Here is a 14586-nt window from a genome sequence, read left to right as displayed (position 1 = left end):
GCACGGTCCGAATCCGGACGCGCAATTTTTGAATCGAGATACGAGAAAGGGCCCCGCTCCATGCGAGGCCCTTTCCATGTGGCAGACCCGACGCGAGGCGGCACCCCGCAGACAGATACCGCCTCGACGCCGAGCCGGCTCCTGCCCTGGGGGAGGGTCAGGAACTGGGTGACGGCGCCATGTTCAGGGCCAGCACCGCGCGCTCCTCCGGATCCTGCGAGGCGAGGCGGCGTGCTTCCGATTCGGCAAGCTCGCGTTCGAGAGACTCGCGGGACTTGCGACCCGCAGCGACGATGACGTTCGCCTGGATTATCGGGTCAGGCCCTGCACTTGCAGGAAGTGGCAGAAGCGAATCGATGCGGCCCACTGCGTCCTGGACCCTCCTATCGAGGCGCTTGCTCCCGGAAGATTCATAAGTCTCCATTTCCACCGGACGCCCGTCGGGGCCGGCTTGGAAGCGCACCTTCACGATGCCGCTGGGGGTCCAGCGATGGTCCATCTGCATCCGGCGCAGCTGGGTATCCAGGTCCTTGGAAACCTCTTCCACGAAGGCCTGGTCGCTGCGTGCGGAAACGACGATTTCCTGTGAGGAAAGCGGCACGGCAAGCATGGTTGCCGCTGCCGCGGTGGCGAATAGAGCTATTGTAAATTTAGTCATGGTGATCATCCTTTCATAAGACGGGATGATCGGCCGCAGAGAGTATCACACGATGTGCGACTGTGTGTTGTTGCGATGACGGTCTATGGTCGATCCGATCCGAGAAGGTCTGCGGAACTCCCCGGATCGGCGCCACGATACTCCTGTCGCGCCCGGTTTCAAAATTTCACGACAGGTTTTTGACGCAGGACAGTGCAAATTGATCGTTTGCATCCCGCGCCCGCATCGCTGTGTCGGCAAGGTTCTCGAAAACTTCGTTCGGGCGAAACGATAGCAGCCGATCGGGTTCGCGACTCGGCTGACGGATTGGTGCGCTGGACAGAACCATTGCGTGCGCTATCAAACCGGCATGGGAGACACCGCGGCAGCAGCCACACTATCCGAGCCTTTCGGCAATTTTACGCAGGTCCTGGCCCGTTGGGCAGAGCTACAACCGGACGTACCGGCGCTGCTCGACGACAGGGGATCGCTCACCTGGTCGGCCATGGTCGAACGGATAGAGCGCATTGCGGCACGTCTTCTCGATGACGGCCTGGAGCAAGGCCAGTCGGTCGCCATCCTTGGCATCTCGTCGATCCCCTACGCGCTGGTTTTCCTTGCAGCCGTGCGGGCAGGAGGGGTGGCGGCTCCCCTCACGACCAGCGCCAGTGCGGACCAGCTGGAGGCGATGGCGAAGGACAGCGGCGCCCGGCACCTGTTTGTCACCAGGGCCAAGCTGGAGGAAGTAGGAGAAGAGCGTTTCGCAGGGCTCGATATCGTGGTTCTCGACGAAGGCCTCGAAGACTGGATGGCACCTTTGGGAGCCAAGGCGGCCTTATCAGCGCCCGAACCCGCAGACCCGTTCAACATCATCTATTCTTCCGGCACGACCGGCACGCCGAAAGGCATCGTCCATTCGCACCAGATGCGCTGGCGCCAGTTTGCCGCCACCGCTGCAAGCTGGCTTGAAGCGGGCATCCCGGTCCGCACACTTGCCTCCACCCCGCTTTATTCCAACACGACGATGGTCGCTTTCCTGCCCGCACTGCTGGCCGGTGGCACTGTCAGGATCATGGGCAAGTTCGATACACTCGGCTGGCTAACCCATGCAGCAAAGGACCAGACCACGATCACGATGCTGGTACCGGTCCAGTACCAGAGACTCATGGACGAGCCGCGCTTCGACGAGTTCGATCTTTCGCCTCTGCTGCTGAAGTATTGCACCTCGGCTCCTTTTTCTGCGGAGTTGAAGCGTGCGGTGCTGGCGCGGATGCCGGGGGCGCTGATCGAGATTTACTCGATGACCGAAGGCGGCGTCGTCTGCCTGCTCGAAGCGCACAAGTTTCCCGACAAGCTGCACACCGTGGGTCGCCCGGCGCCGGGCAGCGAACTGAAAGTGCTGGACGACGAGGATCGCGAGGTTCCCCCGGGCACGCCCGGGAACCTGATCGGTCGCAGCCGCACCATGATGAGCGGCTACAAGAACCGGCCCGACCAGACGCGCGAGGGGTACTGGACCGATCCCGAAACCGGGGAAGCCTGGCAGCGCATGGGCGATATCGGACGCGTCGATGCGGACGGGTTCGTGGAACTGGTGGGCCGCGCCAAGGACATGATCATTTCCGGCGGTTTCAACATCTATCCGGTCGACCTGGAAAACGAACTCTTGAAAGAAGCCGACGTCGTCGAAGCGGCGGTCATCGGAATGCCTTCGCGCAAATGGGGCGAAACCCCGGTCGGCTTCGTGCAATTGGCAAAGGGCGCGCGCGAGCCTGATGCGATCAGGGACGCGGTAAACAGCCGCCTGGGCAAGACCCAGCGACTGGCCCGGCTGCATGCGATCGGCGAAATGCCGCGCAGCCACATCGGCAAGCTCCTGAAGACCGATTTGCGCGACCTTGCCGCACAGTACGGCGCTCCTGACTAACGCCCGATAACGCCCGTCGCCGCGTTCGAGACGCGGCGCCGACCGGTGATGCGAAGAATGTGCGGCCGCCGCGTTCGAGACGCGGCGCCGACACTTGGGGGGAGGGGGAGAGGAGGTGTGGGCGGCCGCGTCTCTACTCGCTGCCATATCGCCTCGCGCCGGAAGGGCTTAGCGCTAGGAGTACGCATGGGCCACAAGGGCCAGCGGTTCCGCGCGAGGAAGGCGACGACAGGACCTTTAGGGGAGAGCCTGACGCCATCTCTGTGCCGGTCGGAAGGACTTGGGAGACTGTTCCGTTCCCGGCTGTGAGGGCTGTAATAATATTGCGGAGTCGCGAACGAAAGTGAGAAAAGGTCAGGACTTGTTGCGTTTTGCGCAACATAAACAGGCGATCCGGCCCGGATCAGATTGCAAACTACGCAATTTTAATCCAACCTCTTGAAAAAATTGGGGGTTGCCGAGTCGTATCCGGGGTCGCGTCCGGAGGGCAAACTTGGCCGAACGTCGTTACAAGGCATTCATCAGCTATTCGCACCGCGACATGCAGGTTGCGAACTGGCTCCACCATGCCCTAGAGACATATAGGCTACCGAACCAGGAACGGGGATCGAAGGGCGCGCGCAGCCTCCAGCCGATCTTCAAGGATCGCGACGAACTGCCTGCGGCCGACAATCTCGGCGAAGCGATCGAACAGGCGATCCGGGCCAGCGATGCCCTGATCGTCCTGTGTTCGCCCAGCGCCGCGCAGTCGCCCTGGATTGCCCGCGAGATCGATCTCTACAAGCGGCTGAACGGCGACCGCGGAATTTTCCCCGTCATCGTCGAGGGCGAACCGCCCGACAATTTCCCCGCTCCCCTGCTCGTTCACTATGAAGACGGCGAGCCGACCGATTCTGCATCCGAGCCCATCGCTGCCGATATCCGGCCCGAGGGCGATGGGCGAAAGCTCGCCAAGCTCAAGCTGATTGCCGGGCTGACGCATCTCGATCTCGACACGCTGGTCCAGCGCGATGCTGCACGCCGCCAAAAGAGGCTCGCAATGGTCGCCGCCGCCTCGCTTGTAGGGATGGTCGGCACTTCCGGCCTTGCCCTCTACGCGATCGACCAGCGCAACGAGGCGCGCGAACAGCGTGCCGAGGCGGACGGGCTGATCGAATACATGCTGACCGACCTGCGCAAGCAGCTGGAGCCGGTCGGGCGACTGGAGGTGCTCGACGGCGTCGGCAAGCGCGCGATGGACTACTATGCCCGCCAGAAACTGGAGGACCTTTCCGACAGCGAACTGGGCCGCCGCGCCCGCGCCACCATGCTTGTGGCGGAGGTCCAGAATGTGCGCGGGGACAATGCCGGGGCGCTGCCCGCCTTCCAGCAGGCCGCGCGAACGACCGAGGCGCTACTCGCGCGCAAGCCCGACGACCCCGAACGCATGTACAACCACGGCCAGAGCCTGTTCTGGGTCGGCTACATCGCCTGGCAACACGGCCGCATGAAGGAAGCGCGCGAGGCCCTAGAAGGCTATTCCGACATCTCCCACGAACTGGCCGCCCGCGATCGCGACAATCTCGAATGGCAGATGGAAGAGGCCTATTCGCTCAGCAATCTAGGGACCATGGATTTCGAGGAAGGCAAGCTTGCCAGCGCATTGGGCTATTTCCAGCGCAGCCTCGACCTGGTCGACACCGTCTCCGCAAAGGAAGGGCGCCCGGTCGCCCGCCAGGTCGAATTGGGGGAGTCGCACTCTTGGGTCTCGACGACGCTCAGGGACCTGGGACGGATCGAGGATGCTATCGATGTCAGGCGAAGGGAGCTCGCGATCTATGCACCCTTGCGCCGGGCCGACCCCGGCAACGTCGATATTATCTACGCCGAAGCCTATGCCGCCGCCGCGATGGGAAGCATGCTGTTCGACCGGGGCGATCATGCAGGCGCGCGGGAGATGCTGGACAGGTCCATCGCGCTTGCGGAAGAACAGATAGCCGCCGATCCGCAAAACACCTTCGCCAAGGAACTGGCCAGGGGCAGCCTGCGTGACCGTGCGTTGATGGCGTGGCTGGAAGAGGACAGAACCGAAGCAACGCGCCTGTTCGGACGGCTCGAAGAGCATACCGCCTCGTTGAAACGCGCGGACCCGGACAATTACGAATGGAGCGTCGAAGACCCGGTGCGGCTTGCGCTCTTCAGGGCGTTCAGCGACCGCATGTCGGATCCTGCCGATGCCTTGCGGACGAGGGCACGCTCGTGGCGCAGGGCACTCAAGCGGGAGGATCCCGACAGTCCGGCCCTTATCGTCGGCAGCCATGTGGTCGAAGGCCTCGCGCTCGACCGGATGAACCGGACGAACGAAGCGCGCGACGCCTATCGCAAGGCGCTTTCCATCGGGGCGGTCACGCCCGAGGTCGTCAACACGCGAAAGATCGCGTTTCAGGCTGTGGCGGCAGAGCGGCTGGGCGAGCGGCAGCGCGCCCGGACGCTGCGCAACAGGCTAGCCGAACTGGGCGTCGACCCGCCCATCGACAACGCCTTGAGCCGTTAGGAAGGGACCCGGCCCAAAGCTCTTCCAGCCCTTCGGATCGCGACAAAGGCCCCGGACAGTCCGGGCCAGCTGAAGGAGAAGCAAGATGACGACTACCGCAGTAGGAGCTGTCACGATCACGATTGATGACAAGAAGAACAAGAGCTACAGCGCCGACGAGGTTACGCCCGACGATAACAACCAGGTCGTCATGACCCTGGTTTCCAACGGCAGCAAGAGCTGGACCTACAAGGATCCGCCGATCACCATCAAGAACGATGACAACTTCACATGGACCCCGCATGACGGCGGTGGCACGGTCCTGACCGTCACCGATTCCGGCAAGGACAAGAAAGACCACCCGAAGCACAAGTACACGGTTCACGTGCAGAGCAACGATGGCGACGAGCTCGACATCGACCCCAAGATCGTCGACCGGTAAACCGCTTTCGGGCAGGGGCAGGAGGCGCGCGCTGGACTTGCGCGCGTGTCCTGCCTAACCGCTTGGCGCATGGACGACGCACACCTTCCCGATTCCATCCTCATCGTCGATTTCGGCAGCCAGGTTACCCAGCTCATTGCACGCCGCGTGCGCGAAGCGGGTGTCTATTCCGAGATCGCGCCTTTCACGCAGGCCGAAGAGGCGTTCCATCGCCTCAAGCCCAAGGGCATCATCCTGTCGGGTTCACCCGCCGGGGTGCCCGAAGATGGCAGCCCGCGCGCGCCCGAAATGCTGTTCGAGGCGGGCATCCCGATCCTCGGCATCTGCTATGGCCAGCAGGTCATGAGCCACCAGCTCGGCGGCGAAGTGCGCCCGGGCCATGAAACCGGCGAAGGCGGCGAATTCGGCCGCGCCTTCCTGACCGTCACCAAGGAGTGCGCTTTGTTCGACGGCCTCTGGAAAGAGGGCGAGCGCCACCAGGTATGGATGAGCCACGGCGACAAGGTGACCAAGTTTGCCCCCGGCTTCGAAATCGTTGCCATTTCCGATGGCGCGCCTTTTGCGGTCATCGCGGACGAAAAGCGCAAATTCTACGGCACCCAGTTCCATCCCGAAGTGGTCCACACGCCCGATGGCGGCAAGCTGATCGCCAATTTCGTACGTCATGTCTGCGGGCTTGCAGGCGACTGGACCATGGCCGCCTATCGCGAGACCAAGGTCCGCGAAATCCGCGAGCAGGTGGGCGACGGCAAGGTTATCTGCGGTCTGTCGGGCGGCGTCGACAGTTCGGTCGCGGCGATCCTCATCCACGAGGCGATCGGCGACCAGCTAACTTGCGTCTTCGTCGACCACGGCCTCTTGCGCCTCAACGAGCGCGAGCAGGTCGAGACCATGTTCCGCGATCATTACAACATCCCGCTCGTCGTCGTGGACGCCGAAGAGATGTTCATGGATGGCCTCGCCGGGGTCACCGACCCGGAAGCCAAGCGCAAGTTCATCGGCAAGACGTTCATCGACGTGTTCGAAGCCGAAGCGAAGAACGTGGGCGGCGCCGATTTCCTCGCGCAAGGCACGCTCTATCCCGACGTCATCGAAAGCGTCAGCTTCACCGGCGGGCCTTCGGTCACGATCAAGAGCCACCACAATGTCGGCGGCCTGCCCGAACGCATGAACATGAAGCTGGTCGAGCCGCTGCGCGAACTGTTCAAGGACGAGGTGCGCGAACTTGGCCGCGAGCTGGGCTTGCCCGACATGTTCGTCGGCCGCCATCCCTTCCCCGGACCGGGTCTTGCGATCCGCATCCCGGGCGAGGTCACCAAGGAACGCTGCGACATCCTGCGCAAGGCGGACGCGATCTATCTCGACGAAATCCGCAAGGCGGGCCTCTACGACGCGATCTGGCAGGCCTTCGCCGTGCTGCTGCCGGTCAAGACCGTGGGCGTGATGGGCGACTATCGCACCTATGACAGCGTCTGCGGCCTGCGCGCAGTAACATCGACCGACGGCATGACCGCCGACGTCTATCCCTTCGACGCGGCCTTCCTTACCGGCTGCGCGACGCGCATTGTCAACGAGGTGCAGGGCATCAACCGCGTGGTCTACGACTACACCTCGAAGCCGCCGGGCACGATCGAGTGGGAGTGAGTTGGAGCTCGATTTAGGTCCCGACCCGCGTACGCAAACCCTGCGCCGCTTGCAGGACCTGCTGGTCCAGCGCTTCGGCAGGATAGAACGCGCGGCGGCCGAATGGCGCGAGCCCGAATGGGTTCTCGTCCAGGGCGTGATCGGGGCGCGAACGAAGTCCGAAGTTTCCAACGCGGCGACCGACCGGCTGCTCAAACGCTATGGCTCATGGGAAAGCGTAGCGGCTGCTCCGCTTGAAGAATTGCAGGCCGAACTGGCGACGCAGACCTATCCCAATATCGCTGCCGAGCGGCTGAAGGGCAGCCTGACCGCGCTCATCGAACTGCGCGGCGCGGTCGACCTGTCGCACCTCGCAGGGCTGGAGACAGGTGAGGCGATGCGCTGGCTGGAGCAATTACCGGGTATCGGACGCAAGATCGCGGCGGGAGTCATGAATGCAAGTACGCTGGACCGCCGCGCCATCGTGCTGGACAGCCACCACACGCGTATTCTCCAGCGGATGGGGCTGGTGCCGCCCAAAGCCACGACCGACCGCGCGTTCGATGCGATCATGCCGGTCATGCCGCCTGAGTGGGGCGGCAGCGAGTTCGACGAGCATCACCTGCTCATGAAGAAACTCGGCCAGACATGTTGCCGCCCCGCCTCGCCCGATTGCGCTACTTGCCTGGCCCTCTCGCTGTGCAAGACCGGAACCGAGCGCGTCGGCAATCGCTGAAGGTCCATGCTGGACGAGCGCCAAGTCGAGGAAGTCTATCGCATCCTTGCGAGCGAGATGCCGGGGCGCACGCCGGGCGCGAAGGGCCCCAAGGGCCAGCCGGACGCCTTTCGGTCCTGCATCTCCTGCATGCTTTCCGCGCAATCGCTCGATCGCAATACGGCCAGGGCTGCGCGCCAGCTATTCGCGCTTGCGACAACGCCGCAGGAAATGCTCGCGCTGGACGACGAGCAAATCGCCGCCGCGATCAAACCTTGCGGGCTCTACAATATGAAGACGCGCAATATCCGCGCCTTCTGTCACAGCCTGCTGGAGGACCACGGCGGCGTAGTTCCCGATACGCGGGAGGGGCTGCTCTCGCTGCCGGGAATCGGCCGCAAATGTGCGGACATCGTGTTGAGCTTTACCTTCGGGAAGGACGTGATCGCCGTCGACACCCATGTCCATCGGGTCTGCAATCGCATCGGACTGACCGAGGCGAAAACGGCAGACAAGACCGCGGCCCAGCTGGAGGAGCGCAGCCCCGAATGGGCCATGGCAGACGGTCATTTCTGGCTGATCCAGTTCGGTAAGCGTGTCTGCACCGCCCGCGCACCCAAGTGCCCGCGCTGCCCCGTCTCGCACCTGTGCGAATTCTACGCAGCTACCAGCTGAACCCGGCGTCGATCGCTGCCTGTTCTTCCGGCGTGGTTTCCCTGCCCAATACGTCGTTCCGGTGCGGGAAGCGCCCGAAGCGCGCGATCATTTTCCGGTGCGATACGGCGAAATCGAGGGCGTCGGGCACATGCTCGGCAAACAGTTCTACGGACATATCCTGGTCGGCAATCTCCTCGCTGTGCATCAGCGGCATCAGGATGAATTGCTTTTGTGCAGTCTCCAAGCCGGCAAGCCAGCCGCGCTCCAGCACGCCGTGCGTCAATTTTCGCGCCAAGGGGTCCCATGCGAAAGCCTTTGCCGTATCGCGATGGATGTTGCGCGGGATCTGGTCGGACAGGAGGATTGCCGCGCGCGCCGTATCGAGTTCGCCAAGGAAGCTGGCAGCGGGCTTTACGCCTTCGCGCTCGAGATCATCGCTGAAGCGGTCGCGCAGCATCGCATCGACTTCGGGAGAGGATGCGTACCAATCTGAGCTGTCGAGCTCCTCGAACCAGGTGCGCAGGAGTGCGCGAACCCAGTCTTCATTGCTGTCGCTCACCCTTCTTCGGGCAGGCGATAGGGAATGAAGTCGTCGAGGAAGATGACGCCGCTAAACATGTTGGAGGCGCGGTCGCGCGTGGTGATCTGGTCGGTGCGGCAGAGCTGCGAGCCGCTGAACTTGCGGATCACAAGGTAATCGCCGTCATCGATGGATTCGGGTGTCTTGGTGTAGTTCACCCAGATCGTCTTGCCGGACCTGTAGACCAGCGCCGTGTCGTCGATGCGCTGCATGGAGCGCGAACCGATGGTCGTGATGCAGCTTTCTGGTTCGCCGGCTACGCGGCCTTCGAGAATCCTGGCGAGCTTCGCCTCGCCCTTGGTCATATCCTTGTGGTCATCCGCCTGGACGGCGGGTGCGGCCAGCAGGCCGAGGGCGGCGGTGGCAAGTGCAAGGCGCTTGATCATGGCGAGTCTCCTGATGCTTGGGACTATGTAACACAATACGCCTGAACCGCGCATGAGTTGCGGTCAGCCGGTGCCGCCGACCGTGATCCCGTCGATCAGCAGGGTCGGCTGGCCGACGCCGGCAGGCACGCTTTGCCCGCCCTTGCCGCAGATGCCGATGCCTTCGTCGAGGGCCATGTCGTTGCCGATGCCCTTGACCCGCGTGAGAACGCTGGGACCATCGCCGATCAGGGTGGCGCCCTTGATCGGGGCGACGATCCTGCCCTTCTCGACCTTGTAGGCCTCGGTGCAGGCGAAGACGAACTTACCGCTCGTGATATCGACCTGCCCGCCGCCGAAGCTGGTGGCGTAAATGCCGTCATCGAGGCGGCTGAGCAGTTCATCCGGATCGTCGGTCCCGCTTTGCATGAAGGTGTTGGTCATGCGCGGCATGGGTGCGTGCTGGTAGCTTTCTCGGCGGCCGTTGCCGGTCGCTTCCACGCCCATGAGGCGCGCGTTGAGACGGTCATGCATGTAGCCCTTGAGGATGCCGTCCTCGATCAGCACGGTCTCGCGCGTGGGCGTACCTTCGTCATCGATGCTGAGCGATCCGCGGCGCTCCGCCATGCTGCCATCGTCGATCACCGTCACGCCGGGCGCTGCGACGCGTTCGCCTATGCGGCCGGAAAAGGCGCTGGCGCCCTTGCGGTTGAAATCGCCTTCGAGGCCATGCCCCACCGCCTCGTGCAACAGGACGCCCGGCCAGCCGGCGCCGAGCAGGACGGTCTGTTCGCCCGCCGGAGCCGCCACGCTCTCGAGATTGACCAACGCCTGCCGCACCGCTTCGTCGATCGCGCGCATCCAGGCGCCTTCGTCGAACAGGCGATCGTAAAGATAGCGACCGCCAAGCCCGAAAAAGCCGGTTTCGCGTCGACCGTTCTGTTCGGCCACCACCTGGATATTGAGCCGCACCAGCGGGCGAATGTCTCGCGCGGTGTAGCCATCGGGCCGCACGATCTCGACCACGCTCCAATTGGCGAGAAGGCTGGCGGAGACCTGCGCCACGCGCGGATCCCTGGCCCTTGCCACTGCATCGATCTTCTCGAGCAGTGCGACCTTCTCCTCGAACGGCACGAGGTCCAGTGGGCAGAGATCGGTGTAGAGGTGCCGGTTGGTCCTTTCCGGTGCCGCCGCCAGCGGGCTCTTCGTCGGGTCGAGCAATTGCAGCGTCTCGCCAGCCCGCGCGATAGCGGCCGCGCTGATATCGTTGGCGTGGGCGAAGCCGGTGGTCTCGCCGGAGACGCCCCGCAGGCCGAAGCCCGAATCGCGGCTGTAATCGGCGGTCTTGAGCCTGCCGTCATCGAAGCCGAAGGCCTCGGACGCGATGAATTGCATATACAGCTCGCCATCGTCGCAGGACGACAGCAGGCGCCGCGTCAGAGATTGCGCTTCTTCAGGCGTGAGCTTGTTTCCGTAAATGAGGGCGTGCGGGTCGGAGGCAATGGTCATGCCGCCAATGTAGGCACGCAAGGAACGCTTGGCGAGGGGTGTTGGCCCGGCGGCCTAGCGGTGGCCCGGATCGCCCCCTTCCGAAATATCCATCAGGGTCGACTGGTCGACACCGTCGGCAGGCCCGCCTTCGAGCACGAAGCGCCGGTCGCAATAGCCGCAATCGACATAGCCATGCTCGTCGATCTCGAGATAGACCTTGGGATGGCCCAGCGCGATCGGCTTGTAATTCTCGCCGCTGCGGATGTCGGTTGCACCGTCGCACCACACCCGGCGGGTGGTGACCTTGGACACTTCGGGAGGAGGCAGGCTCATGGCGGGTGCCGATAATGGGTTTTTATGCGCGCCTCAAGCGCCTAGAGGCACTGGCATGACAACTCCGCCTGCAATCCGCATCGACAACCTCGTCAAACGCTATGCTCCGAGCGGGCCGGGCGAAGAGGGTAAGCTGGCCCTGAAAGGCGTGAGTTTCGATGTCCCGCAAGGCGGCGTCTTCGGCCTGCTGGGGCCCAATGGCGCGGGCAAGTCGACCATCATCAATATCCTTGCCGGCCTCGTCCGCAAGACGTCTGGCAGTGCGGAAATCTGGGGTTTCGATATCGACGAAAGTCCGCGCAATGCGAAGCGTTCGATCGGTATCGTGCCGCAGGAGATCGTATTCGACCCCTTCTTCACTCCCTTCGAAGTGCTGGAAAACCAGGGCGGGTTCTACGGGATCGGCAAGAGCGACCGGCGCAGCGAGAAACTGCTGGCCGCCGTCCACCTTGCCGACAAGCGCAACGCCTATGCCCGCTCGCTTTCGGGCGGGATGAAACGCCGCCTGCTGATCGCCAAGGCGATGGTGCATTCGCCGCCGATCCTCGTGCTGGACGAACCCACCGCCGGGGTGGACGTCGAACTGCGGCGGCAATTGTGGGAACTGGTGGGCGAGATGAATGCCGAAGGGGTCACGGTGGTGCTCACCACGCACTATCTCGAAGAAGCGGAAGAGCTCTGCGACCAGATCGCCATCATCAACCACGGTGAACTGATCGCCAACAAGCCGACTAAGGAACTGATCGGCATGGCGCGCGAAAAGATCGTATCGGTCACGGTCGACAAGGATCTGGGCGGACCGATCGTGGAGCCCGCTTTCCTGAAATCCGAGGTGGTCGAGCCGCGCCGTCTCGACATCACTTTCGACCGCGACAAGGCGAGCGCGGGCCAGGTGCTCGCGCTCGTCCAGTCACACGGTTACACGATCGAAGATGTCACCACGCGCGAGGCCGACCTGGAGGATGTTTTCGTCCAGCTGACCGGCGCGGGCTGAGCGCTCAGACGAAGTTGCGCGGCCCCAGCCCCGCGTCCTTCACCCGCAGCTTTTCCCATACGTGCGGTTCGACCTCTTCCATCGGCGTGCTGCAGCAGCGGCACCTGCCGACATGCATTCCGCCTGCCTTGCGCATATTTGCGTAATCGACTGTGTGTCGCCCGAATGCGCAGGCGAGCAATCCCATTTTCATTATCGCGACCCTCCAAAGTCCTGCCCCTGTCGATTCGCGACATAACGCGCTGTTCGCCATGGTTAACCCGGTTTTCGCCGAGTCGTTCTCTGCTTGCCGCATGGCGATTGCATGGGCATGACGCGGGGCATGACACACGACGTTCTCGTCATCGGATCCGGTGCTGCCGGACTGACCGCCGCACTCGAACTGGCAGAGCACAAGAAGGTGCTCGTCCTTGCGAAGGGCAAGCTGACCAGCGGATCGACCGCATGGGCGCAAGGCGGCATCGCGGCCGTGCTGGATGCAGGCGATACCTTCGACAACCACATCCGCGATACCATGGTCGCAGGTGGCGGCCTGAATGACCGCGAGACCGTGGAATTCGTGATCGAGCGGGCGCCCAAGGCGATCGACCGCCTGTGCGAACTGGGCGTGCCCTTCAATCGCGAAGAAGGCGATTTGCACCTCACGCGCGAGGGCGGCCATTCGCATCGCCGTATCGTCCATGTGAACGACGCGACCGGCTGGGCAGTGCAGGCCGCCCTGCTCAAGGCGGCGGAAGAAAACCCAAATATCACCCTGCTCCCCAACCAGAGCTGCGTGGATCTCGTGACAGGCCGCAATCAGAAGGACTATTCCGGATCGGGCCGCGTCTGGGGCGCCTATGCGCTGGACGAGGAAAGCGGCAAGGTCGTCACTCACCTTGCTCGGGCGACCGTTCTGGCGGCCGGCGGCGCAGGCCGCGTCTACCTGTTCTCGACCGCTCCACGCGGTGCGACGGGCGACGGGATCGCCATGGCATGGCGAGCGGGCGCGCGGGTCTCCAACATGGAGATGATGCAGTTCCACCCGACCTGCCTTTACAATCTGGAGGTGAAGAACTTCCTGATTACAGAGGCCGTTCGCGGCGAAGGCGGTCGCCTGTTCAACCCGGTCACGGGCGAGCGCTACATGGAGAAATACGACGCGGAACGGATGGAGCTGGCCCCGCGCGATATCGTGGCGCGCGCAAACGACGACCAGATCAAGCGCTACGGCCTCGATTACGTCAATCTCGACATCAGCCACCAGCCGGCGGAATTCGTGAAGGAGCATTTCCCCACCATCCATGAAAAGCTGCTGGGGCTCGGCATCGACATGACCAAGGGGCCCATCCCCGTCGTCCCGGCACAGCATTACACCTGCGGCGGCGTGAAGGTCGATCTCGATGCGCGCACCGACTTGCCGGGTCTATGGGCGGCAGGTGAATGCACCGAAAGCGGCCTTCACGGGGCCAACCGCCTCGCGTCGAACAGCCTGCTCGAATGCTTCGTTTTCGGTGAGGCCGCGGCGAAGGACATCCTGTCATGTTGGGACGAGCTGGACGATCCGCCCGAAATCCTGCCGTGGGACGAAAGCCGTGTGACGGACTCCGACGAAGAGGTCGTGATCAAGCAGAACTGGACCGAAATCCGCCGGTTCATGTGGAACTATGTTGGGATCGTGCGCACTACGAAACGTCTCGAACGCGCAGCCCATCGCATCCGCCTGCTGCGCGACGAGGTGGAGGATTATTACGGCCACTTCCGCGTGACCACGGACCTCATCGAGCTGCGCAATCTGCTCGAATGCGCGAACCTGATCGTGACGAGCGCGCTCAAGCGGCAGGAGAGCCGCGGCCTGCACTTCACCCTCGATTATCCGGAGACCGATCCGATCGCGCGGGACACCGTCCTCGTCCCTTGATGATCGCGGTTATTCGGGCGGCGAAATCGTGCGGGGATCGAGCGGCGGCAACACCCTGCCGAAACCGTCGACATTGGTGTCCTCGGCGATCGTAATACCTTCCGCGAAACGGAAATAGGCGAGCGTCGCCATCGCGATGGGCGCGTCGAACTTCACTCCTGCACTGCGGCCTTTCACCCAGCAGACGTTGCCGCTGGCCTCCATCCCGTCCATCAGGACAAGCGTGATGTCCTGCCCGCTTTCGAGGGCTTCCGGCTCGATATCCCGGAGCCGGCAGCCGTTCAGCGAGAGGTCCGAAATGCGCCCCTGGCCATCGAAACCGGGCGCACACAAGGGGATCGTGGACGACGCATCATAGCGTTCCGCGGCACGCCGCTCCATTAGATTGACCCCCGTTTCACAAGCGCGAA

15 protein-coding genes are annotated in these 14586 nt (G+C 63.3%); 8 read left to right on the top strand and 7 right to left on the bottom strand.

Features of this window, described 5'->3' with window-relative positions; genetic code table 11:
* Nucleotides 1-157: 157 nt before the first annotated feature.
* Nucleotides 158-658 (bottom strand): energy transducer TonB, encoded by a 501-nt coding sequence (locus K3179_RS06220; RefSeq protein WP_221562954.1) that lies wholly within the window; start codon nucleotides 656-658, stop codon nucleotides 158-160.
* 349 nt (nucleotides 659-1007) lie between these two features.
* Between K3179_RS06220 and K3179_RS06215 the strand changes: the two genes are divergently transcribed.
* The 6 genes from K3179_RS06215 (at nucleotide 1008) to K3179_RS06190 (ending at nucleotide 8531) form a co-directional block, all read left to right on the top strand.
* Entirely contained in the window at nucleotides 1008-2564 is a 1557-nt protein-coding gene (locus tag K3179_RS06215; RefSeq protein ID WP_221562953.1) for a class I adenylate-forming enzyme family protein, read from the top strand.
* A 493-nt stretch (nucleotides 2565-3057) separates the two neighbouring features.
* Complete coding sequence (locus tag K3179_RS06210) at nucleotides 3058-5097, top strand: toll/interleukin-1 receptor domain-containing protein (protein ID WP_221562952.1); 2040 nt, start codon at nucleotides 3058-3060, stop codon at nucleotides 5095-5097.
* Nucleotides 5098-5182: 85 nt separating this feature from the next.
* Nucleotides 5183-5518 carry a hypothetical protein gene (locus K3179_RS06205; RefSeq protein ID WP_221562951.1) on the top strand — a complete coding sequence of 112 codons (336 nt, stop codon included), beginning with the start codon at nucleotides 5183-5185 and terminating at the stop codon, nucleotides 5516-5518.
* 69 nt (nucleotides 5519-5587) lie between these two features.
* Nucleotides 5588-7162: a glutamine-hydrolyzing GMP synthase gene (gene guaA / locus K3179_RS06200; RefSeq protein WP_221562950.1), complete on the top strand. Its 1575-nt coding sequence runs from the start codon at nucleotides 5588-5590 to the stop codon at nucleotides 7160-7162.
* A gap of 1 nt (nucleotide 7163) precedes the next feature.
* Complete coding sequence (locus tag K3179_RS06195) at nucleotides 7164-7877, top strand: endonuclease III domain-containing protein (protein ID WP_221562949.1); 714 nt, start codon at nucleotides 7164-7166, stop codon at nucleotides 7875-7877.
* A gap of 6 nt (nucleotides 7878-7883) precedes the next feature.
* Nucleotides 7884-8531, top strand: a complete 648-nt coding sequence (locus K3179_RS06190) for an endonuclease III domain-containing protein (protein ID WP_221562948.1) — start codon at nucleotides 7884-7886, stop codon at nucleotides 8529-8531.
* On the opposite strand, the gene K3179_RS06185 is transcribed toward K3179_RS06190, so the two are convergent.
* From K3179_RS06185 to K3179_RS06170, 4 genes are all read right to left on the bottom strand, one after another.
* A complete protein-coding gene (locus K3179_RS06185; protein ID WP_221562947.1) occupies nucleotides 8521-9072 on the bottom strand; it encodes a DUF924 family protein in 552 nt (183 codons plus the stop codon). The genes K3179_RS06190 and K3179_RS06185 overlap by 11 nt on opposite strands.
* Nucleotides 9069-9479 (bottom strand): hypothetical protein, encoded by a 411-nt coding sequence (locus K3179_RS06180; protein ID WP_247712807.1) that lies wholly within the window; start codon nucleotides 9477-9479, stop codon nucleotides 9069-9071. The genes K3179_RS06185 and K3179_RS06180 overlap by 4 nt, the downstream gene beginning before the upstream one ends.
* Nucleotides 9480-9542: 63 nt before the next feature.
* A complete protein-coding gene (tldD, locus tag K3179_RS06175) occupies nucleotides 9543-10967 on the bottom strand; it encodes a metalloprotease TldD (RefSeq protein WP_221562946.1) in 1425 nt (474 codons plus the stop codon).
* 54 nt (nucleotides 10968-11021) lie between these two features.
* Nucleotides 11022-11282, bottom strand: coding sequence for a zinc-finger domain-containing protein (locus tag K3179_RS06170; protein WP_090476750.1), 261 nt, complete (start codon nucleotides 11280-11282; stop codon nucleotides 11022-11024).
* Between the two features lie 55 nt (nucleotides 11283-11337).
* Between K3179_RS06170 and K3179_RS06165 the strand changes: the two genes are divergently transcribed.
* Entirely contained in the window at nucleotides 11338-12276 is a 939-nt protein-coding gene (locus tag K3179_RS06165) for an ABC transporter ATP-binding protein (protein WP_221562945.1), read from the top strand.
* A 4-nt stretch (nucleotides 12277-12280) separates the two neighbouring features.
* On the opposite strand, the gene K3179_RS06160 is transcribed toward K3179_RS06165, so the two are convergent.
* The gene (locus K3179_RS06160; protein ID WP_090476753.1) at nucleotides 12281-12469 is read right to left on the bottom strand and encodes a hypothetical protein; all 189 of its coding nucleotides are present in this window, start codon (nucleotides 12467-12469) and stop codon (nucleotides 12281-12283) included.
* Nucleotides 12470-12598: 129 nt separating this feature from the next.
* On the opposite strand from K3179_RS06160, the gene nadB reads away from it, so the two are divergent.
* Complete coding sequence (nadB, locus tag K3179_RS06155; protein ID WP_247712806.1) at nucleotides 12599-14176, top strand: L-aspartate oxidase; 1578 nt, start codon at nucleotides 12599-12601, stop codon at nucleotides 14174-14176.
* Nucleotides 14177-14185: 9 nt separating this feature from the next.
* Here the strand turns inward: nadB and K3179_RS06150 are convergent, their stop codons facing one another.
* Complete coding sequence (locus tag K3179_RS06150) at nucleotides 14186-14557, bottom strand: PilZ domain-containing protein (protein ID WP_221562944.1); 372 nt, start codon at nucleotides 14555-14557, stop codon at nucleotides 14186-14188.
* Between the last annotated feature and the right edge of the window lie 29 nt (nucleotides 14558-14586).

This window comes from Qipengyuania intermedia, assembly GCF_019711615.1.
In the GTDB taxonomy this organism is placed as follows: domain Bacteria; phylum Pseudomonadota; class Alphaproteobacteria; order Sphingomonadales; family Sphingomonadaceae; genus Qipengyuania; species Qipengyuania intermedia.
Note: the sequence above shows the minus strand (reverse complement) of the source record. Positions and strands in the feature narration are given on the sequence as shown.